Annotated in this window: 17 protein-coding genes and 1 pseudogene; 6 read left to right on the top strand and 12 right to left on the bottom strand. The window is 65.2% G+C overall.

Going from position 1 to position 18,860, the window contains the following annotated elements; translation table 11 throughout:
• Positions 1 to 209 precede the first annotated feature (209 nt).
• From I5M_RS23970 to I5M_RS23960, 3 genes are all read right to left on the bottom strand, one after another.
• Positions 210 to 464 (bottom strand): hypothetical protein, encoded by a 255-nt coding sequence (locus tag I5M_RS23970; protein WP_022723711.1) that lies wholly within the window; start codon positions 462 to 464, stop codon positions 210 to 212.
• 98 nt (positions 465 to 562) lie between these two features.
• Positions 563 to 955: a hypothetical protein gene (locus I5M_RS23965; protein ID WP_022723710.1), complete on the bottom strand. Its 393-nt coding sequence runs from the start codon at positions 953 to 955 to the stop codon at positions 563 to 565.
• Positions 956 to 1,115: 160 nt separating this feature from the next.
• Complete coding sequence (locus I5M_RS23960; RefSeq protein WP_022723709.1) at positions 1,116 to 2,735, bottom strand: hypothetical protein; 1,620 nt, start codon at positions 2,733 to 2,735, stop codon at positions 1,116 to 1,118.
• A 192-nt stretch (positions 2,736 to 2,927) separates the two neighbouring features.
• Here I5M_RS23960 and radA point away from each other — a divergent pair, with 192 nt between their 5' ends.
• The 5 genes from radA (at position 2,928) to I5M_RS23935 (ending at position 8,984) form a co-directional block, all read left to right on the top strand.
• Complete coding sequence (gene radA, locus I5M_RS23955) at positions 2,928 to 4,403, top strand: DNA repair protein RadA (RefSeq protein ID WP_022723708.1); 1,476 nt, start codon at positions 2,928 to 2,930, stop codon at positions 4,401 to 4,403.
• 209 nt (positions 4,404 to 4,612) lie between these two features.
• Positions 4,613 to 5,245, top strand: a complete 633-nt coding sequence (locus I5M_RS23950) for a CvpA family protein (protein ID WP_022723707.1) — start codon at positions 4,613 to 4,615, stop codon at positions 5,243 to 5,245.
• Positions 5,246 to 5,270: 25 nt separating this feature from the next.
• Positions 5,271 to 6,812: an amidophosphoribosyltransferase gene (gene purF / locus I5M_RS23945; RefSeq protein WP_022723706.1), complete on the top strand. Its 1,542-nt coding sequence runs from the start codon at positions 5,271 to 5,273 to the stop codon at positions 6,810 to 6,812.
• A 124-nt stretch (positions 6,813 to 6,936) separates the two neighbouring features.
• Positions 6,937 to 7,680 (top strand): SDR family NAD(P)-dependent oxidoreductase, encoded by a 744-nt coding sequence (locus tag I5M_RS23940; RefSeq protein WP_022723705.1) that lies wholly within the window; start codon positions 6,937 to 6,939, stop codon positions 7,678 to 7,680.
• Between the two features lie 77 nt (positions 7,681 to 7,757).
• Complete coding sequence (locus I5M_RS23935) at positions 7,758 to 8,984, top strand: ABC transporter substrate-binding protein (protein ID WP_031337413.1); 1,227 nt, start codon at positions 7,758 to 7,760, stop codon at positions 8,982 to 8,984.
• Positions 8,985 to 9,090: 106 nt separating this feature from the next.
• On the opposite strand, the gene I5M_RS23930 is transcribed toward I5M_RS23935, so the two are convergent.
• From I5M_RS23930 to I5M_RS23905, 6 genes are all read right to left on the bottom strand, one after another.
• A complete protein-coding gene (locus I5M_RS23930) occupies positions 9,091 to 10,371 on the bottom strand; it encodes a TCR/Tet family MFS transporter (protein ID WP_022723703.1) in 1,281 nt (426 codons plus the stop codon).
• On the bottom strand, positions 10,368 to 11,750 hold the full coding sequence (gene der / locus I5M_RS23925) for a ribosome biogenesis GTPase Der (RefSeq protein WP_022723702.1): 1,383 nt from the start codon (positions 11,748 to 11,750) through the stop codon (positions 10,368 to 10,370). Before der ends, I5M_RS23930 begins: the two co-directional genes overlap by 4 nt.
• 57 nt (positions 11,751 to 11,807) lie before the next feature.
• The gene (locus tag I5M_RS23920; protein WP_022723701.1) at positions 11,808 to 12,350 is read right to left on the bottom strand and encodes a hypothetical protein; all 543 of its coding nucleotides are present in this window, start codon (positions 12,348 to 12,350) and stop codon (positions 11,808 to 11,810) included.
• 50 nt (positions 12,351 to 12,400) lie between these two features.
• Positions 12,401 to 13,054: a tetratricopeptide repeat protein gene (locus tag I5M_RS23915; protein ID WP_022723700.1), complete on the bottom strand. Its 654-nt coding sequence runs from the start codon at positions 13,052 to 13,054 to the stop codon at positions 12,401 to 12,403.
• Positions 13,055 to 13,243: 189 nt separating this feature from the next.
• Positions 13,244 to 14,068 (bottom strand): 3-methyl-2-oxobutanoate hydroxymethyltransferase, encoded by an 825-nt coding sequence (panB, locus tag I5M_RS23910; RefSeq protein WP_022723699.1) that lies wholly within the window; start codon positions 14,066 to 14,068, stop codon positions 13,244 to 13,246.
• Between the two features lie 4 nt (positions 14,069 to 14,072).
• On the bottom strand, positions 14,073 to 14,657 hold the full coding sequence (locus I5M_RS23905) for an NnrU family protein (protein WP_022723698.1): 585 nt from the start codon (positions 14,655 to 14,657) through the stop codon (positions 14,073 to 14,075).
• A gap of 191 nt (positions 14,658 to 14,848) precedes the next feature.
• Between I5M_RS23905 and I5M_RS23900 the strand changes: the two genes are divergently transcribed.
• A complete protein-coding gene (locus tag I5M_RS23900; RefSeq protein ID WP_022723697.1) occupies positions 14,849 to 15,802 on the top strand; it encodes a tripartite tricarboxylate transporter substrate binding protein in 954 nt (317 codons plus the stop codon).
• Between the two features lie 258 nt (positions 15,803 to 16,060).
• Here I5M_RS23900 and I5M_RS23895 read toward each other — a convergent pair whose 3' ends face one another.
• The 3 genes and pseudogenes from I5M_RS23895 to gatB all read right to left on the bottom strand — a co-directional run.
• Complete coding sequence (locus tag I5M_RS23895; protein ID WP_022723696.1) at positions 16,061 to 16,507, bottom strand: cache domain-containing protein; 447 nt, start codon at positions 16,505 to 16,507, stop codon at positions 16,061 to 16,063.
• A gap of 141 nt (positions 16,508 to 16,648) precedes the next feature.
• Entirely contained in the window at positions 16,649 to 16,915 is a 267-nt protein-coding gene (locus I5M_RS23890; RefSeq protein ID WP_022723695.1) for a sel1 repeat family protein, read from the bottom strand.
• Positions 16,916 to 18,233: 1,318 nt separating this feature from the next.
• A pseudogene (gene gatB / locus I5M_RS23875) lies at positions 18,234 to 18,860 on the bottom strand (Asp-tRNA(Asn)/Glu-tRNA(Gln) amidotransferase GatCAB subunit B); the annotation flags it as partial.

Below are 18,860 nucleotides of genomic sequence, written 5' to 3'. Positions count from 1 at the left end.
GGGTGGCAACGGAAAGGCTGCGGAGACGCCGGCCGAGGCCGCAGCGGCGGCGCCGCACGCCAACTGATCAGCCCGAACGACAACCTTGCTCCAATCGTCATTGCGAGGAGCGAAGCGACGAAGCAATCCAGCTCCGTGCACGGGGCTGGATTGCTTCGCTTCGCTCGCAATGACGAAGGAGGTCGTGTTGGGCGACAGGCTGCACGCCTTCAGTCCTCGTGCACCAGAAACAAGAATCCGGTGATCGCCGCCAGAAACGCGAACGAGCCGGACACGCCTACGACGAATACGACCCGCACCAGCGTCGGTGCCTCGCTGGTGGCGATCACGGTCGACAGGCCGAAGTAATTCTGAAACAGCACAATGCCGGCGAACACCGCGCCGAAAACTGCGCCCATGCCGAAATGGCCAGCGACCTGCAGCCATTTCTTGCGCTCGTAATCCCGGCGTCGATCGTCTCGCATGATGGGCGAGTTTAGCCGGACCACGTGACGGCGCAAAGTGGCGGCTGCCGCAGCGGCAGCGAGTGCAAGCGCGCCTCACGCGATGTGTCAAATTGAACTCAGTGGCGCGAGAACAGATCGCGCAGCTTGCACAGCGTGGTGGTGATGTCGAAGCGTTGTTCGGGCAGCGTTTCGCCCTTGAGGATGTGGTCCAGCGCGGCCGCCGGATCGGTCTCACCGGTCAGCACAACATCGGCGCCGCGCTTCTTCATGTGCCGCACGTAGCCGTCGCCGGCGCTGCAGGCGACGATCAGTTCGACCCCGTCGAGCGGGTGCGGGCCATCGTCCTTGAAGTAGTGCGGCAACTGTTCTCTAGCGAGCTCGATGCGCGTGGGCGCAGGCAGTGTCTGACCTTCACGATACTCGGTCAAATCAAACACCAGCCAGTTCGGCGCCTGTCCGGCATGGCCGCTGATTGTGGCCCAATCCTTGGTCGGAAACGCGATTTTCATGCCTGCCGCAAGCCTCGCTGCGATCCTGACGAGATCGACGGTGAACGGCCTGCTCAATTCTGCGGCCCCGCAAAATAGAGCCGACAGAGCGCCCTTCATCAACCGCGCTCGGACACAACGTCATGAGCAATTCGTCGAAGTCTCTGCCGGGCAGTTCGCGTCACCGGGTCGGTGCGGCAAACTTGTTGGTGGACGCGAATGGCGCCGCCGGCGGCACGACACGATACAGCGCCACATAATCGCCCTGAACCGCCGTCGCGAGTTCGGGCAGAGGTGCGGTCGGAGGTGGATCGAGCATCAGAACGGCATCGAAGCGATGTGGCCAGTCGGCCAGATAGCGCCTGCATCTGGGCAAGGAATCCGGCTGCTGGTCGGCTGCCTGCGACAATTGCGACGGCGTCGCCGGCTCGCACAGCGGCCCCGCATACGGAGTGAAGGCCGGCTTCACCACCAGCGGCTGCTGCGACGGATCGGCGAACAACAGCGGCCAGAAGGCATGGCGCTCGATCAGCAGCAACGCGCCGAGATGATTGTCTATCGGGAAGTAACCGGCCAGGGCACGCCCGGCGCGGGCCGCGGCCACGATATCGATGTCGCGGCCGCGTGCCATCAGCACCCGCTCGCCCGGCTCGACCGTTGCGATCGCCGCACGCAACTCGGCGAGGTCGCGGCGATGGGCGTACCAGCCGTCTGCCACAAATGCCGAGCGGCCAACGATCGTCGCGGTCATCAACGCGGCGACCACGATCGCTCGTCGGGGCGACAGTTGCGGCTGCAGTCCGGCAAACAGCAGCATCGCCGCCATCACCGCGATACGCACATCGAGAAAACTACCGCCTTTGTACATCGCCGGCACCGCCGTGAAGACCAGAGCCAGCACCACGAGCGACAACGGCACCGCCGGCGCCAGCCGGATGCCGCGCGCGACCAGCACAAGCGCGGCAAACAGCGCCAATCCGCTCAGCGCAGTGACCGTCTCGCTGGTCGTCATCACCGGCGCCAGCAGATCCCAAAGCTTGGCCAGCCCCCGCCAAGGCCCGACCCCCGCCTCCGCTTCGGCAAGCGGGCTCGCCAGATACAGAGCGACGACCGGGCTCAGCGTCAGCGCCAACAGGATCGCCGAGACGCCCAAGTCACGGATCATCGGCGCGCCGTCGCGGCGGGCCCGCAGGATGCGCGCCAGCTCCTCGCTGCCGATCAGCAGCGCGAACAGAGCTGCGCCGAAAATGTGCGAGAAGAATATCGCCGCCGCAAATGTCGCTCCGGCGATGACGGCCACGCCATTGCGATCGCGCCGGCGCAAAGCGGTCCACGCCGCAGCGCCGATCAGCGCCAGGCCGAGCGACAGCAGGAAATTCATGAAGCCGAGGAAGAACACTGCGTTGTAGGCGACAGCGCCGGAGGCCAGCGGCCAGTAGGAGAACCGCCCGAATGCCACCCGGTGATAAACGACCGCGCCGATCATCGGCATCAGCAGGCTCGAGGCCAGAAGTATCCGACCGCCGACGTGAACGCTCGACACTTTCAGCAAGGCGGCGCCGATCACGTCCATACCGAGATTGGGCAGGATGCGCCAATGCGGCGCGTAGAACTGCGACAGGATCGGATCGTCCGGATGCGCCAGCACGAAGTAGCGCGCCAGATGGTTCGGATAGTCCAACACCGGCGGAACGTCGACCAGCAGGAAGGGCAGCAGCAGAACGACGGCCAGCGCCGCCGCAGCGGCGAACCAGCCGAGCGTCGGCGCGCGGCTCGAACTGGTATCGGCAGCCTTGACCATTGGTGCGACGTCCCTATCCGCGAGTGGCGGAACATCGCAGCCGCGGGTTAGCACCAGGTCAATTCGATGCGACGGAGACACTCCCGGCTGAGACTACGGAGCCGAAACAAAGTCGTTGACAAAAAGAACAAAATGTGAACAACAATGAGCCGCGCGTCAGTCCGTCTTGCCCAGAGTTCGATCGCCCGGCACATGGCCAAAGCATCCGCTTCCTTCGTCTGCCAGAATTGCGGCGCCGCGTTCAATCGCTGGCAGGGCAAGTGCGAGGCCTGCGGCGAGTGGAATACGCTGGTCGAGGAAGCCGGCGACAACGCCGTACCGGTGTCGATCCGCGCCAAGCGACGCGGCCGGACGTTCAAACTGGAATCGCTGGCCGGCAAGAGCAACGACGCCCCTCGCCTGCCCTCGGGTATGGCCGAACTCGATCGCGTCACCGGCGGCGGCTTTGTCCGCGGCTCGGTGCTCCTGGTCGGCGGCGATCCTGGCATCGGCAAATCGACGCTTTTGACCCAGGCCACCAGCCTGATGGCCAAGGCCGGCCATCGCACCGTCTATATCTCCGGTGAAGAAGCCATCGCCCAGGTCCGGCTGCGCGCGGAACGGCTCGGCCTCGCCTCGGCGCCCGTCGAGCTGGCCGCCGAGACTTCGGTCGAAGACATCATCGCAACCCTTTCTGAAGGCACGACGCCGAAGCTGATCGTCATCGACTCGATCCAGACGATGTGGACCGACACGGTCGAATCCGCGCCCGGCACGGTGACGCAGGTCCGCGCTTCGGCGCAGGCGCTGATCCGCTTCGCCAAGAAGACCGGCGCCGCCATCATCCTGGTCGGCCACGTCACCAAGGACGGCCAGATCGCCGGCCCGCGGGTGGTCGAGCATATGGTCGACGCAGTGCTGTCGTTCGAGGGCGAAGGCTCGCAGCAGTTCCGCATCCTGCGCTCGGTCAAGAACCGCTTCGGCCCGACCGACGAGATCGGCGTGTTCGAAATGACCGGGCTCGGGCTGCGCGAAGTCACCAACCCATCGGAGCTGTTCCTGTCCGAGCGCGACCTCGGCTCTCCGGGCACGGCGGTATTTGCCGGCATCGAAGGCACCCGCCCGGTGCTGGTCGAACTGCAGGCGCTGGTGGCGCCGACCACGCTCGGCACGCCGCGCCGTGCGGTCGTCGGCTGGGATTCGGCTCGGCTGTCGATGGTGTTGGCGGTGCTCGAGGCGCATTGCGGCGTCAAGCTGTCGGGCTACGACGTCTATTTCAACGTCGCCGGCGGCCTGCGCATCAACGAGCCGGCCGCCGACCTCGCCGCCGCCGCGGCGCTGGTGTCGTCGCTGGCCAATGCGCCGCTGCCGACCGATGCGGTGTATTTCGGCGAAATCTCCCTGTCCGGCGCGGTGCGGCCGGTGGCGCAGACCACCGCCCGGCTGAAGGAAGCCGCCAAGCTCGGCTTTGCCCGCGCGGTGCTGCCGGAATCGGCCCGCGGCGAGACGCCGTCCGAGGCCGGCCTTTTGCTGCAAAGCGTCGGCGGCCTGTCCAGCCTCGTCGCCGACATCGCTGCGCGTGGGACCAAACGAACCGATCGCGACCCGGAGCGGCAGGGGAATTCCGCGCCGGCACAGCGAGCCGCCTCAAATGCAACACCCGCGCGATTCCGCCAGGGTAGCGGCTGAACCGTACGTGACCTTTGCGGCCGACGCCGCTATACAACCGGCGCAATACGGGGCGGCGCGCAGTGCTCCTGAACACAGCAAAACAATGCTGTGACAGAGGGGCGTTCGGCAGTTTTCTCGCCTTGCGCGGCGTGCCATATCACCGTCACCTGAGCGGGCTTCCCCGTCGATTCGTCGTTGTTGCCGACCGAGCGGACTGTAACCAGCCGATGCCGATCACGATTCTCGACCTCGTTGTTCTCGCCGTGATGCTGGTGTCGGGCCTGTTGGCGATGGTCCGCGGGTTCATGCGCGAAGTGCTGTCGATCGCGGCCTGGGGCGCCGCCGCGCTGGTGACGTTGTACGCGTTCCAGAAGCTGCTGCCGACCGCCAAGACCTACTTCTCCAACGACACCGTCGCCGCCGTGGTGGTGGTGGCGGGCGTGTTCCTCGGCACGCTGATCATCGTCTCGATCATCACGGTGCGAATCTCGGACATGATCCTGGATTCGCGCATTGGCGCGCTCGACCGCACCTTGGGCTTCCTGTTTGGACTGGCCCGCGGCCTGTTGATCGTGGTGGTGGCCTATCAGTTCTTCAACTGGCTGGTGCCTGAGAAGCAGCGGCCGGAATGGGTTACTAACGCTAAATCCAAGACTGTGCTTCAGGGAACCGGTGATTGGCTGGTCTCGCTCTTGCCGGATGACCCTGAAAACACCATCTTGAAGAGGTTCAAGAAGAATAAGCCGGACGAAGATCAGGGCGAGGATCAACAACCTGCGCCCGGCGGCAGCGATGGTTACAGCAAACCGGCCCGCGACAGCCTCAAGAAGCTGATAGAGGGCAAACCGGCCGCCAAATGATGGCCGCTAGCAACTGAGAGGCGCGATGGACGCGATACAGAGCTCTTCCGACGACGCAACGCCCGCTTCGGACGCTCGCGACCCGCAACCCCTCGACGATACTTCTTTGGATCCCAACGTGTTCGATACAGATGGTGACACGCTGCGCGAAGAGTGCGGCGTGTTCGGCATTTTCGGGCACCCAGACGCCGCGGCGATCACCGCGCTCGGGCTGCACGCTTTGCAGCACCGCGGCCAGGAAGCCGCCGGCATCGTGTCGTTCGACAACGGCCGGTTTCATTCCGAGCGCCGGCTCGGGCTGGTCGGCGACACCTTCTCGCGCGCCGATGTCATCGCGCGCCTGCCCGGCAGCTCCGCGATCGGTCATGTCCGCTACTCGACGACCGGCGAGACCATCCTGCGCAACGTCCAGCCGCTGTTCGCCGAGCTCAATGCCGGCGGCTTCGCGGTCGGCCACAACGGCAATCTGACGAACGGCCTGACGCTGCGCCGCGACCTGGTGAGCTCGGGCGCGATCATGCAGTCGACCACCGATACCGAGGCGATCCTGCATCTGGTCGCGCACTCCAAGAAGCCCCGCTTCATCGAGCGCTTCATCGAGGCCCTGCGGGCGCTGGAAGGCGCCTATTCGCTGGTGTCGCTGACCAACAAGAAGCTGATCGGTGCGCGCGACCCGCTCGGCATCCGGCCGCTGGTGTTGGGCGAACTCGACGGCTGCCCGATCCTGGCGTCGGAGACCTGCGCGCTCGACATCATCGGCGCCCGCTATGTGCGCGACATCGAGCCCGGCGAGGTCATCGTGTTCGACCGCCGCGGCGTCTCCAGCCACAAGCCGTTCCCGCCGCAGCCGCCGCGGCCCTGCATCTTCGAGTACATCTATTTCGCCCGACCGGATTCGGTCGTCGGCGGCCGTTCGGTCTATGACGTGCGCAAGAGCTTCGGTGCCGAGCTGGCGCGCGAGAGCCATGTGCCGGCCGACGTCGTCGTCCCGGTGCCGGATTCGGGCGTGCCGGCGGCGATCGGCTACAGCCGCGAGAGCGGCGTGCCGTTCGAGCTCGGCATCATCCGCAATCACTATGTCGGCCGTACCTTCATCCAGCCGACCCAAAGCATCCGCGAACTCGGCGTGCGGATGAAGCATTCGGCCAATCGCGCCGCCATCGAAGGCAAGCGCATCGTGCTGATCGACGACTCTCTGGTGCGCGGCACGACCTCCAAGAAGATCGTCAAGATGATGCGCGACGCCGGCGCCAAGGAAGTGCACTTCCGCATCGCCTCGCCGCCGATCACCCATCCCGACTACTACGGCATCGACACGCCAGATCGTGCCGGCCTGCTGGCGGCAACGCATTCGCTCGAGCAGATGCGCGAGCTGATCGGCGCCGACTCTTTGGCCTTCCTGTCGGTCGATGGCATCTATCGATCGATGGGCGAACCGGGCCGCGATCCGGCACATCCGAAGTTCACCGACCACTGCTTCACCGGCGAATACCCGACTCCGCTGACGGATCTGAACCAGACCGAGCAGCAACCGCGACAATTGTCGCTGCTCGCCGAAGCGAGCTGACGGCTCCCCACCTGTCATCACCGGGCTTGACCCGGTGATCCAACTGCAAATGAGCATTTTGGCCGATGGATACGCGGGTCAAGCCCGCGTATGACGGCTGTCTTTGTTGCCCGAGCCTCGCAGAATGACCTCACCTTTCGCCTCCCGCATCGCTCTCGTCACCGGCGCCTCGCGTGGCATCGGCTACGCTGCCGCCAAGGCGCTCGGCCAAAGCGGCGCCCATGTCATCGCCGTCGCCCGCACCCAGGGCGGACTGGAAGAGCTCGACGACGAGATCCGCAAGGCCGGCGGCCACGCCGCCACGCTGGTGCCCCTCGATCTCACAGACTTCGAAGCCATCGCCCGGCTCGGCGCCGCCATCTACGAGCGCCACGGCAAGCTCGACGTGATGGTGGCCTGCGCCGGCATCGCGGGGCCCTCCTCGCCGCTCGGCCATATCGAGCTGAAGAAATGGACCGACGTCACCGCGCTCGATGTCACCGCAAATTTCCAGCTGATCCGCTGCATGGAGCCGCTGCTCCGCGCCTCCGACGCCGGCCGCGCCGTGTTCATGACCTCGCGTTCCGGCGGCAAGGCGCCGGCTTATCGCGGCCCCTACGCGGCAGCCAAGGCGGCGCTCGAGACGATGGTGCAGGTCTGGGCCAAAGAGATGGTCAATATCACACAGGTTAGGGCCAATCTGTTCGATCCCGGCCCGACGCGGACCAAGCTGCGCGCCACCTTCATGCCCGGCGAAGACCCGGAGACGCTGCCCACTCCGGACGAGGTGGTGCAGCAGTTACTGCCTTTGTGCCTGCCATCGTGCACGGATACCGGCCGGCTGTACGATCGCGCCACTGGTACGCTGAAAGACACCTCCTCCGATTGACTCAGCTTCGGCGGCGCGATTGACTGCGGGTAAGCGGGGACAACACCCGCTGTCAGTCACGACCCGAGGGGAAAATGATGAGGAGAGTACTGTCTCGCCGCTGCGCGATTGCGATCGTGCTCGTCGGTGTTTCGTTCACTGCCCCTGCGCTCGCGCAGGACAAGACCGTCAAGATCGGCGTGCTCAACGACATGTCGAGTCTGTACGCCGATATCGGCGGTCCAAATTCGGTCGTGGCCGCCAAGATGGCGGTTGCCGATTCCGGCCTCGAAGCCAAAGGCTGGAAGATCGAAGTGGTCTCCGGCGATCACCAGAACAAGCCGGACGTCGGCGTCAACCTCGCCCGCCAATGGATCGATGTCGACAAGGTCGACATGATCACCGATACGCCGAACTCCGGCGTCGCGCTGGCGATCAGCAATCTGGTCAAGGAAAAGAACAGCATTCTGATGAACTCGGGCGGCGCAAGCGCCGACCTGACCGGCAAGGCGTGCAACGCCAACACCATCTCGATGACCTACGACACCTACATGCTGGCGCACGGCACCGGTCAGGCACTGACCAAGGCCGGCGGCAACACCTGGTTCTTCCTCACCGCGGACTACGCATTCGGTGCCGCGCTCGAGCGCGACACCACGGCCGTCATCAAGGCCAATGGCGGTCAGGTCCTCGGCAGCGTCAAGCATCCGCTCAACACCGCCGACTTCTCGTCCTTCCTGCTGCAGGCGCAGGCGTCGAAAGCCAAGGTCATCGGCCTCGCCAACGCCGGCGGAGACACCACCAACGCGATCAAGCAGGCGGCCGAGTTCGGCATCACGGCAGGCGGTCAGAAGCTGGCAGCGCTGCTGCTGTTCATCCAGGACGTCCATTCGCTGGGGCTGAAGGTCGCCCAGGGCCTGACCTTCACCGAGTCGTACTACTGGGATCTCAACGACAACACCCGCGCCTTCGCCCAGCGCTTCCAGAAGCAGGTCAAGAACGGCGCCATGCCATCGATGACCCAGGCCGGCGTCTACGCCGCCGTGCTGCACTATCTGAAGACGCTGGAAGCCATGGGCGGAAACCCGCACGACGGCGCCAAGGTCGTCGCCAAGATGAAGGAAATCCCGGCGGACGATCAGCCGTTCGGCAAGTCCATCATCCGCGCCGACGGACGCCGCATGGTTCCGGCCTATCTGTTCGAGGTGAAGAGCCCGGCCGAATCCAAGGCGCCGTGGGACTACTACAAGAAGATCGCCGACATCTCCGCCGAGGACGCCGCCCGTCCGCTGTCGGAGAGCGAGTGCCCGCTGGTGAAAAAGTAGGCCTCACGGCGTCATTGCGAGCGAAGCGAAGCAATCCAGAAGCCACCCGCGTGAGACTGGATTGCTTCGTCGGCGTTGCCTCCTCGCAATGACGAACAGATCGAAATCAGGCGCCGCTTGCGGCGCCTGATTTGCTTTGCGGCGGCGTCGAGGTGCCGGCGATCAGCATCGAGACGATGAGGAGCGCACCCGCGAGCAGGAACGGCGCCCCGGGAAACCTCACCGGCGCAGTCGGCTCGATGAAGTAAGCAAAGATCGCCGTGAACATGAACGGCCCGATCAGAGCCGCGATGCTGTTCATGCTGGTGGTCGCACCCTGCAATTTTCCTTGCTGCTCCGGCGTCACCAAGCGTGTCATCACCCCGGCGGTCGCCGGTTTAGCGATGCCCCACAGCGTCATCACCGGGATGCCGATCCAGAACAGCGCGCCGGTCGGGGCCAGCGCGTAGATCAGGAATCCGGCCGCACCGCCGAGATAGCCGATCACCTGCGACCGCCGCTCACCGAACAGCTTCACTGCCGGGCCGACGAGAAAGCCTTGCACGACGGTGGTGCAGAACCCGACGAATGCGAGCGCGAGACCGACCGTGGTCTGATCCCAATTGTAGCGATAGCTCGCATAAAGAACGAAGGTCGCAGCAAGTGCGACATGGGCGATCTCGGCACAAAACGCCACGATCGCCATGCCGGCGAGCTTGGCATTCGACGACAGCAGTTGCACTGCGCCGATCGGATTGGCGCTCCTCCAGCGGAATTGGGAGCGGCGCTCCGGCGCCAGCGACTCGGGCAGCACGAAGTAACCGTACAGCGCGTTGGCGAGGCTCAAGCCCGCCGCGACCCAGAACGGCAGCCGCGGATCGATGCCCCCGAGTAGTCCGCCCATCGCGGGTCCGAAGATAAAGCCGACGCCGAACGCCGCGCCGACTTTGCCGAACACGGCGGCCCGCTTTTCCTGCGGCGTGACGTCGGCGATGTAGGCGAACGAGGTCGAGATGCTGGCCGAAGTAATCCCCGAGATCACCCGGCCGACGAACAGCCAGCGCAGCGACGGCGCCAGCGCCATCAGGATGTAGTCGAGGCCGAGGCCGAGATTGGAGAGCAGGATCACCGGCCGGCGGCCGAACCGGTCCGACAGCCCGCCGAGGATCGGCGACGCAAAGAACTGCATCAACGCCCAGGCAGTGCCGAACAGGCCGTAGATGCGCGCCGCATCGGCGGTGTTGTTGTCAGTAAAACTCTCGATCAGCTTCGGCAGGATCGGCAGGATCATGCCGATGCTCAGCATATCGAGCAGGATGGTGACGAAGATGAAACCGACCGCGGCGCGCCGCGGTCCGGATGGCTCGGGGCCGACAGCTAGCTCGTGCGGTGGCGCGATCTGCGTCATGACTTCCGCTTGCGCTTATGGGCGAACGGGTTGGCCTTTTCACGCAGCGTGATGCGTATCGGCGTGCCGGGGAGTTCGAAGGCGCCGCGAAGGCTATTGACCAGGTAGCGCAAATAGGATTCCGGCACCGCGTCGGCGCGCGAGCAGAACACCACGAAGCTCGGCGGCCGCGCCTTGGCCTGGGTGACATAGTTGAGCTTGAGGCGCCGGCCCGACACCGCCGGCGGCGGGTTCTGCGCGATCGCGTGCTCGAACCAGCGATTGAGCGCCGCGGTCGGAATGCGCCGATTCCACACCGCATAGGCGTCCTGGACCGCCTGCATCAGCCGGTCGACGCCCTCGCCCAGCATGCCCGAGGTCGCGACGATCGGCACGCCCCTGATCTGCGGCAGCCAGTGATCGGCGTCGACGCGGAGCTGCGCGATCTGGCCGCCCTGACGTTCGATCAGGTCCCATTTGTTGACCGCCAGCACCATCGCCCGGCCCTCGCGCTCGACCAGATCGGCGATGCGCAAGTCCTGCTCCTCGAACCGCATCTGCGCATCCATCATCAGCACGACGACTTCGGCGAACCGCACCGCGCGCAACGCGTCGGCCACCGACAGCTTCTCGAGCTTCTCCTCGATGCGCGAGCGGCGGCGCAGGCCGGCCGTATCGAAGACGCGGAAGTCGCGGCCCTTCCAGTTCACCTCGACGGCGATCGAGTCGCGCGTGGTGCCAGCTTCGGGGCTGGTCAGCAGCCGCTCTTCGCCCAGCAGGCGATTGATGAAAGTCGACTTGCCGGCGTTGGGGCGGCCGACGATGGCGACCCTGATCGGCCGCTGCGCGATCTCCTCGTCGCTGAGTTCGCCGAGGTCTTCGTCCTCGTCGTCGTCCTCGGGCTCTTCCGGCACCAGCGGACGCAGTGCGTCGTAGAGTTCGCCGAGGCCCTCACCGTGCTCGGCCGAAATCTGCACCGGATCGCCGAGCCCGAGCGCGTAGGATTCCATGGCGCCGATCTCGCCGTGCTTGCCTTCGCTCTTGTTGGCGACCAGCACCACCGGCTTGTCGGCGCGGCGGGCGAAGTCGGCGAAGGCGCGGTCGTTGGGCGTCAGCCCGGCGCGGGCGTCGATCACGAACATCAGCGCGTCCGCCAGCGCGATGGCCGCCTCGGTCTGCTCCTGCATCCGCGCCGTCAGCGAACCCTTCGGGCCCTCGTCGAGGCCGGCGGTGTCGATCAACGTGAAGCGCAGGTCGCCGAGTTTGCCGTCACCTTCGCGGCGATCGCGCGTGACGCCCGGCGCGTCGTCGACGAGCGCCAGCTTCTGTCCGACCAGACGGTTGAACAGGGTCGATTTACCGACGTTAGGTCGGCCGATGATGGCGATGGTGTACGACATGCTGATCCGTCGCCCGGAAGCGGCGGCGTGTCAATCAGGGCAAAGCACTGATGCGCGTCAGCGCTGGAACGTACCGCTCGGCAGCGGTGCCGGGAAGGCAGATGGAGCCGCCGATGGAGCCGAGCTCTGCGCTGGCGCGGCGGTGTCGGCGGCCGGCTGCTCGGCGGGCGGCGTGGTAACGCGGCGACGCGAATGCTTCATCGGCTTCGGCGCCGGCGGAGCGGCATTAGCGCCGCCATCCTCTTCGGGAGCGGCCTCATTGGGTGCTGCGGGAGCGGCGGTACGCTTGCTGTGAGCCCGCCGGGGTTTTTGTTTCGGCTCAGGTTCGGGTGGCGGCGACGCGGCCTGCGCCGCCTGAGCGGCTTGTTCGGCCTGCTGCTGCTCGACGGCATCCTTGTAGAGACTCTTCGGCACGCCCTGCTCCAACCCCGGCACGCCGTCGGGAAACACCGGCTTGCGCTCGCCCGGCAGCTTCTTCTTCTGGTCGAGGAAGTCGAGCATGTCGGTCGGATCGAAACTGCTCGTACTGCCGCAGCCCGCCAGCGCGGTCGACAAAGCGACCAACACGGCCAAGGATATCAGGCGTTGCGAAATGCGCATCAGGATCGTCTCACTTCGGATGGTGCAGCGGGCAACCAGGAACTAACGGATCAGCTCTTGGCCGCCGGCGGCAGCAAGGCCTGCAGCACATCGGCACGGCCACGAAGGCTCGACGGCGTCTCGGCGTCATTGGTGATCTGATCGAGCCATTTGCGCGTCTGAGCCACATCGTTGCTGCGCCACGCCGACAGCGCCAACATTTCACGCGCGGTATGACGATAAACGCCGTTCGGGCCGCTCGCCGTCTCCAGCCGCTTCGCCATGTCGGTGTAGCTGGCGCTATCCATCACCAGCCGCGCGGCACGCACGCTGGCCAGATCCCGGAACGGCTGCGGCACGCTGCTGTCGGCCGCGATGGCATCGTACTGCTTCACCGCATCGGTCGGCTTGTCGAAGCTGGTCTCGGCGGCAGCGCGCAACCGCGCCAGGGTGCGATAGCCCGACGGCGCAGTGGCGGCGAGCTTCTCGAATGCAGCCGCTGCCTCGGGGCGCTTGTTCTGCTCGGCCAGATCGGCGGCGGCGTTGAACGCAGCACCGGCTTCGCCTGCCTGCTTGGCCTGGTAATATTCATAGGCCTTCCAGCCGCCGACGCCGGCGATGATCAGGACCAGCAGCGCGATCAGAAAGATCGAGTATTTGTCCCACAGCCGCTTGAGCTGCTCGCGACGTACTTCCTCGTCGACTTCGTCAAAGAGTTCAGCCACTTAAGGAATTCCTGTAGGCGCCGATGCGAGCTCCGCGGAGCTGCCGGCGCGTTCGTCCCCCGGAAAGTCGCGCGGCGATACCCTAGCGATGTGGCTTTGGCAAGGCAAAGCCAGCCCGATCAAGGGGATACAACGGCCATGCTGAACGGTCGCGCGAACCGGCTCTGGCCTCTGTGTCAGGCCTCTGTGTCAGGCCTTGGCTTTCATGCCGTAGACATGCTCGGGACCAGGAAACGCGCGCGAGCGCACCTCCTCGGCGTAGCTCTTGATCGCCTCTTCGATGCCCGGGCCGAGATTGCCGTAGCGCTTGACGAATTTCGGCGCGCGCGGCGACAGGCCGAGCATGTCTTCCAGCACCAGCACCTGGCCATCGCACGCCGAGCTGGCGCCGATGCCGATGGTCGGGATGGCGATGCTCTCGGTGATCTTGCGGCCCAGCGGCTCGGCGACGGCTTCGACCACGACCGAAAATGCACCGGCATCGGCGACCGCCTTGGCATCGGCTTCGATCGGTCCCCAGCTGCCCTCCTCGCGTCCCTGGGCGCGGAACGAGCCGAGCGTATTGATCGACTGCGGCGTCAGGCCGATATGGCCCATCACCGGAATGCCGCGCGCGGTGAGGAACGCGATGGTCTCGGCCATGCGCACGCCGCCCTCGAGCTTCACGGCGCCGCAATGCGTCTCCTTGAGGATACGCGCGGCAGAATGAAACGCCTGCTCCTTCGAGGCCTCGTAGGAGCCGAAAGGCAGATCGACGACCACCAGCGAGTGTTGCGAGCCGCGCATCACCGCGTGGCCCTGCAGGATCATCATCTCCAGCGTCACCGGCACGGTGGTCTCGAAGCCGTGCATGACGTTGCCGAGCGAGTCGCCGACCAGGATGACGTCGCAATAGCGATCGACCAACGACGCCGTATGGGCGTGATACGAGGTCAGCATCACGATCGGATCGCCGCCCTTGCGTGCGAGAATATCGGGCGCGGTCTTGCGCCGGATGACGGACTGAACTGACATCGATTTAAGCTCCGAACACCGGCACGCCGATGACGTAAGGGTGGAACAGGAAGCCGAGCGCGAGATACAGCACGATGCCGGCCACGACGGCGATGATATCGTTCTTCGGACCGCCGACCGGAATCGGCGGCCCGCCCGCGTCGCTGCGACGCTTCAGCGAGATGCGATCGTACACCGCCCATGCGAGCAGCGAGCCGAACAGAATGATAGAGCCGAGATCGCCGTTGGCGATCAGATGCGCGGTGGCCCACAGCTTCACCGCGGTCAGCATCGGGTGCTTGACGGCGCGATAGATGCGGCCACGCGAATACGCTGCGGCGAGCAGGATCGCCACCGGCAACATCAGCGCTTCGGCGACGTGGCGGGTCCAGCGCGGCGGATGCCACAGGTCGATCATGCCGTCGGCGCGATAAGTGCCGAAGCCGTAGCCGATCAGCAGAATGCCGGCGATCGCCAGCACCGCGTAGCCGATCTTGTAGACCGCTTCGCCCCCGATCCCGATCAGCCGGGCGCGCAGCTCGCGCCGCGTGGTCACGACATGGATGCCGATGAACAGCACCAGGCCGAGGATCATCAACGCCAGTCCCATCCACCACTCCTGTCCAGGGTGCCGGCCGAGCCGGTTTCCGCCCGCCGCAAACACGACTAACGTCCGCCGCCGCCGACGCTGAAGGCGTCGCGCGAGGCCGCGTCGGAACGGCCTCGGGTATCATTGAATGCAGGACGGACGCAATGCTGTGGGAACATGCCGGGTCGACACGTGCTGTCAGGTTTGGCCTGATGATGCTGGCGCTCGCGTGCGGGACGATCGCCGCCCGCGCCGATGAGGCGACGATCTGGCCGCCGAAGCTGGTGCGGATCGTCGTGCCGTTCGGGCCGGGCTCGACCCCCGATCTGGTCGGCCGGGTGCTGGCGGACAGCCTGCAGGCGCGCCATCCCGGATCGAGCTTCGTGGTCGAGAACAAACCCGGCGCGTCGGGGAACATCGGCACCGACACCGTGGCGAAGGCCAAACCCGACGGCGCTACGCTCGGCATCTCCCTCGGCGGACCGCTCGCCATCAACACGTTGCTGTTTGCCAAGCTGCCCTATGATCCGAGCCGCGACATCGCGCCGATCACGTTGCTCACCACGATGCCCAGCGTGCTCGCGGTGCCTTCGAGCCTCGGCGTCAGCAACGTCGCCGAGTTCATCGCCAAGGTGAAGGCCACCACCGACGGCCTCGCTTACGCATCGATCGGCGCGGGCTCGCTGTCGCAGCTCTGCATGGAAGCGATCGCCCAGAAGGCTGGCGCCCGCATGGTGCACATCCCCTATGCCGGCTCGCCCAATGCAGTCACGGCGCTGATCCGCGGCGACGTCCAGGCGGCGTGCCTACCCGCGATTTCGGTCGAGCCACAGCGTACGACCGGGAAGGTGAAAGTCTTGGCGGTGAGCACACAGCAGCGCTCGCCATTCCTGCCGGACATACCAACGCTGAAGGAGAGCGGCATCGACGTGCAGTCCGACGCCTGGAATGCGCTGATCGCACCCGGCGGCCTGCCGCCGGGGCTGATCGACAAAATCAACGCCGAGGTGCGCGCCTCGCTCGCCGACCCGAACGTGGTCGCCCGGCTGAATGCGCAGATGATCAGCCCGGCGCCGTCGTCGCCCGAAGAATTGCGCCGCAAGATCGCCGACGAGAAGCAGCTATGGGCCGACGTCATCCGCGCGGCCGGGGTGCGGATCGAGTGAGGCAACCACCCGACGCTGCTAGATTAGCTACGCCGCCACTTGCACATCCTCATGGTGAGGAGCCCGGCAAAGCTCGCAGAGCTTGGCCGGGCGTCTCGAACCATGAGCTTGTGAGGCGGTGTGTTCCTGCAGCCCATCCTTCGAGACGCTCCAGCTCCGCCCTGCGGGCGTCGCCGGAGCTCCTCAGGATGAGGTCAGAGAGGTTGCAGCCTCTGAAGGGGCCGCGACTAGCGGCCCCTTCAAGCGAGGCGCGTGGCGTTACTTGTAGTACCCGACCGCACAGGTCTGATCGCCGACCTTGGTGACGAAGGAAACCTTCTGCACCGGATCGGTCTGGCCGGGGCGCGGCCACATGTAGGCGACTTCTCCAACCTGGCCTTCCTTGGCGGTGGCGTAGATCTCTTCGCCGAGCGGCTTGCCGGTCTTGTCCTTGAGATCCTTCAGGCTCTTGCCGGCGAGCGTCGGATGCGCGGTGAACAGCCCGTCGGGGCCGCCGCAGAACGGATACAGGTCGCGATCCTTGAAACCGCCCTCGCCTTTGGTGAACTCGGCGAGCGCCTTGGCTTTGTCGGCCTTCACGGCGGCCGCAGCCTTGGTCAGCATCGCCTTGGCTTCATCGGCAGTGCCGAAATCGCCGGCGAATGCCGTAGATGCGACGAAGGCGCTGGCGCCGGCGACAAGAAACAATACGGATTTGAAATTCATGGTGGCATCCCCTCCTCTGAAGCTCCTTGGACGGAGCATGGGAGAAGATTTGCACGGTCAGTTGCGGCGGTCAGCGCGACTTAGGACGAACCATAAGGCGATACCAAGCGCCGCAGCCCACGAGCGCAGACATGCGATCAGTCAGTGCGACGTGATCCAGGCGCGGGCTTCGCGCTGAGCTACCGCGATCTCGTCGGCAGTCATCTGCTCGGCGACTTCGCGGCGCAGCGCGATCGCGTCGACCCGTCCCTTCAGCGCAGCGAGATTGAACCATTTGTGCGCCGCCACAAGATCGATCGGCGCTCCGCGGCCGGACGCGAACAGCAGGCCGAGATCGAACAGAATGTCCGGGCTCTCGCCGGCTTCGACCGGCATCGCAGTCGTCGTATCCAAATATCCCTGCAGCATCTTTGCTCTCCATCCTTGGCCGGCGCGAAGTCCGAGCGCGGCTCCTGTCTTCTGTCTTGTCGTCCCCACCGCCGTGGTCCGGCGTGTTTATGGAGCGATCATGCCGCTCAAATTTGAATCGCAGTTTAAGCGTCGCGATGAATGGATTCTGAACGGCGGCCGTCCCGCCGACCGGCAACGATTCAAGAAATGCCTGCGGCACAGCGATTTTTGAGAATTCGTCAGAGACGGTTTACCGTGAGGCTTCGCCAACCGATAACCATCCGGCTCTGTCGCCGGAAAGAACGCACAAAGGCAATCGAGCCGTCTCGCTTCGACGGCGGCCTCGGGTTCGGAAGGAAGCGATGGGAGAATCTCGGTGGCGGCTTGGCACCGCGGCAGCCCGGCGGGCGCTGAGCGCTCTGGCAGGGCTCCTAAACAACGAGGGCGTCGGCGAACACGTCAGGACCAAATCTCACACGCGGTGACCGCCGTGAAATTGCGGACCCGGCGTCCGCACCGTGAGAAGAGCAACGTGTCTTCTGCCGGGTCTGTTCCGACCTAGGCGAACTATGTCGCGAACAACTCCGGCCGTTTGGCCTGATGTCTCGCCGACACCCTCTTTCGTCGACTTGGGCTTGGTGGCCGGCCCCGCTTGTGGCGGCGCCTTTCAGATCGGCCCTTGTGACGTCGCCGGCATCGACCTGCCGGCACACTCGCTCGTAAGCGAGGTTACTTCTTCTTGGCGACCTTCTTCGTCTTCTTCGCGGTCTTCTTCACCGCGCTCTTCGCCTTCTTCGGCGCTGCCTTCTTGGCCGCCTTCTTCGCCTTCTTCGCCATGTTGCCCTCCGATAAGTGAGATGGCTGATTGCTGCTGCGTGCACTCGGGAATCGAGATGCACTACTTCCCGAATACACCAACGCCTCGAAAAAAACAGTGTCCCGCTTAAGGAAGTGTTGATGGCGAGTTGTCCGCAAGCCATCGGCGTCTTTGCAAACGGCGCCGCGCGCGGCGTCGGGAGCGATCCGACTTGCGCCCACGAAATCTGCATCGGCGTTTGTCAAGATCGCAAGAAGTGCGCGAACGGAGCGGATTTCTGAAACTGATTAGTTCATGCAACTAATAACTTTTGCGACCTGCCTGCCGATCCGAGTCGCGACAAAACGGCGGCGCTCGGACTCTGAGTCGCGATTTTTGGCAACGAAAAAATTTTCACGCCGGGGTCGCGTCGGACGCGCCGAAGCACGCCAAACGGCGGTTTTCAGGGCTGTTCATGCAGCGTGATTCGCGCCGGCTCGCCGGCGCTGAGCGCGCCTTCGCGTGCGATCTTGCGACGCTTCAGAGGCCGAGCTTGCGCTTCAAGAGGTCGTTGACGGCTTGCGGATTGGCTTTGCCGCCCGACGACTTCATCACCTGACCGACGAACCAACCGAGCATCGCCGGCTTGGCGACGACCTGCGCGACCTTGTCGGGGTTAGCCGCGACGATGTCGTCGACCACCTTCTCGATTGCGGAGAGATCGGTGACCTGCTTCATGCCGCGCTGTTCCACCAGCGCACGCGGGTCGCCGCCTTCCGTCCAAACGATCTCGAACAGCTCCTTGGCGATCTTGCCGGAGATCGTGCCCTCGCCGATCAGGTCGACGATCGCGGCGAGCTGCGCGGCCGACACCGGCGAAGTGTCGATGCCGTGGCCGTCCTTGTTGAGCCGGCCGAACAACTCGTTGATCACCCAGTTGGCCGCAAGCTTGCCGTCGCGCGCCTTGTCGGCGAGCTTGTCCAGCACGGCCTCGTAGAAATCGGGGCTCTCGCGCTCGCTCACCAGAACGCCGGCGTCTTCGGGCGACAGGGCGAAAGCCTCGATGAACCGGGGCCTTTTGGCGTCCGGCAGTTCCGGCAAACTCGCTTTCAGCGCGTCAACATAAGCCTGGCTGAACTCGAGCGGCAGCAGGTCGGGGTCCGGGAA

Source organism: Rhodopseudomonas sp. B29 (genome assembly GCF_000333455.1).
Lineage (GTDB): Bacteria > Pseudomonadota > Alphaproteobacteria > Rhizobiales > Xanthobacteraceae > Rhodopseudomonas.
The sequence above is the reverse complement of the archived record's forward strand: the minus strand, read 5'-3'. Positions and strand labels throughout refer to the sequence as shown.

Coding starts and splice junctions, on each gene's coding strand:
- I5M_RS23970 (WP_022723711.1), bottom strand. CDS start 464: ATGCGAGACGATCGACGCCGGGATTACGAGCGCAAGAAATGGCTGCAG.
- der (WP_022723702.1), bottom strand. CDS start 11,750: ATGTCGTACACCATCGCCATCATCGGCCGACCTAACGTCGGTAAATCG.
- I5M_RS23900 (WP_022723697.1), top strand. CDS start 14,849: ATGATGCTGGCGCTCGCGTGCGGGACGATCGCCGCCCGCGCCGATGAG.
- I5M_RS23930 (WP_022723703.1), bottom strand. CDS start 10,371: ATGACGCAGATCGCGCCACCGCACGAGCTAGCTGTCGGCCCCGAGCCA.
- I5M_RS23950 (WP_022723707.1), top strand. CDS start 4,613: ATGCCGATCACGATTCTCGACCTCGTTGTTCTCGCCGTGATGCTGGTG.
- I5M_RS23920 (WP_022723701.1), bottom strand. CDS start 12,350: ATGCGCATTTCGCAACGCCTGATATCCTTGGCCGTGTTGGTCGCTTTG.
- I5M_RS23895 (WP_022723696.1), bottom strand. CDS start 16,507: ATGAATTTCAAATCCGTATTGTTTCTTGTCGCCGGCGCCAGCGCCTTC.
- I5M_RS23905 (WP_022723698.1), bottom strand. CDS start 14,657: ATGGGACTGGCGTTGATGATCCTCGGCCTGGTGCTGTTCATCGGCATC.
- I5M_RS23935 (WP_031337413.1), top strand. CDS start 7,758: ATGAGGAGAGTACTGTCTCGCCGCTGCGCGATTGCGATCGTGCTCGTC.
- purF (WP_022723706.1), top strand. CDS start 5,271: ATGGACGCGATACAGAGCTCTTCCGACGACGCAACGCCCGCTTCGGAC.
- panB (WP_022723699.1), bottom strand. CDS start 14,068: ATGTCAGTTCAGTCCGTCATCCGGCGCAAGACCGCGCCCGATATTCTC.
- I5M_RS23940 (WP_022723705.1), top strand. CDS start 6,937: ATGACCTCACCTTTCGCCTCCCGCATCGCTCTCGTCACCGGCGCCTCG.
- radA (WP_022723708.1), top strand. CDS start 2,928: ATGGCCAAAGCATCCGCTTCCTTCGTCTGCCAGAATTGCGGCGCCGCG.
- I5M_RS23965 (WP_022723710.1), bottom strand. CDS start 955: ATGAAAATCGCGTTTCCGACCAAGGATTGGGCCACAATCAGCGGCCAT.
- I5M_RS23960 (WP_022723709.1), bottom strand. CDS start 2,735: ATGGTCAAGGCTGCCGATACCAGTTCGAGCCGCGCGCCGACGCTCGGC.
- I5M_RS23890 (WP_022723695.1), bottom strand. CDS start 16,915: ATGCTGCAGGGATATTTGGATACGACGACTGCGATGCCGGTCGAAGCC.